Below are 784 nucleotides of genomic sequence, written 5' to 3' on the forward strand. Positions count from 1 at the left end.
TGAATGGAGCTTAGATTCTGCCTTCTGGGATGCTTACAATGAGGGTGTAATATCAATGCGCGTAGGGAATGGAGGCGGAGACCCCGACTTTTTTGCTTGGAAACTGTCCGATGGAGCATCGACAGGAAGTTTCAGCTACGAGCGTCTAGCCGGTGGTGGAGGTGGTTTATCAAACCTAAAACTATGGGGACGAGTTACCGAAGTTATTCGCATTGAAGAACCTGCAAATATCGCACTCTTTATCATTGGCTTATTTGGCTTATTTGCCTCCAGACGCTTTAGCCAAACACACCCTTAATGTACATATGCGCAAGTTCACATTCACACAATTAACTGTCAGATTAGTTTACCCCCCCATAACAAAACCTTATTTTTTACACTTAAAAAGCATGATAATTAATTGTAGTTAAAGACAGAGGCAAATCATTGGTACAATTTATGCGTTAAAACCCTTATGTAAAATTATTAACAGGGAATATCATGAAAAATACTCTTAAAATAATATCAGGTATTGCGTTACTAAGCTTTGCCAGCCAATCTTTTGCAGCGATTTGTACTAGCGAAGGGCGAACTGCAGAGTTAACCATATCCACCGTCTGTGAATCTGGTAATGGAAACCCACACACTAACGATATCAACAATCTGTATGGTGACACACCTAGCTGGGAAAAAGTATCTGACATCGCAGGGTTTGAAGGTACTGACCTAAGCTTAGCTGATGGCCCATTACGAATCGGTTTAAATACAGGTTCTCTTTGGGGAAGCACCGACGTTACCGGAATAT

Annotated in this window: 2 protein-coding genes; both read left to right on the top strand. The window is 41.5% G+C overall.

Translation table 11 applies throughout. The features are described 5' to 3' along the window. Positions 1-298, top strand: a 298-nt coding sequence (locus tag A3735_RS31580; RefSeq protein WP_197486108.1) for a hypothetical protein, incomplete at its 5' end; no start/stop codon positions are given. A 182-nt stretch (positions 299-480) separates the two neighbouring features. After that, a partial coding sequence (locus A3735_RS27790) for a hypothetical protein (protein WP_156499978.1) occupies positions 481-784 on the top strand: 304 nt, incomplete at its 3' end.

The sequence above is a fragment of the Oleiphilus sp. HI0061 genome (genome assembly GCF_001635675.1).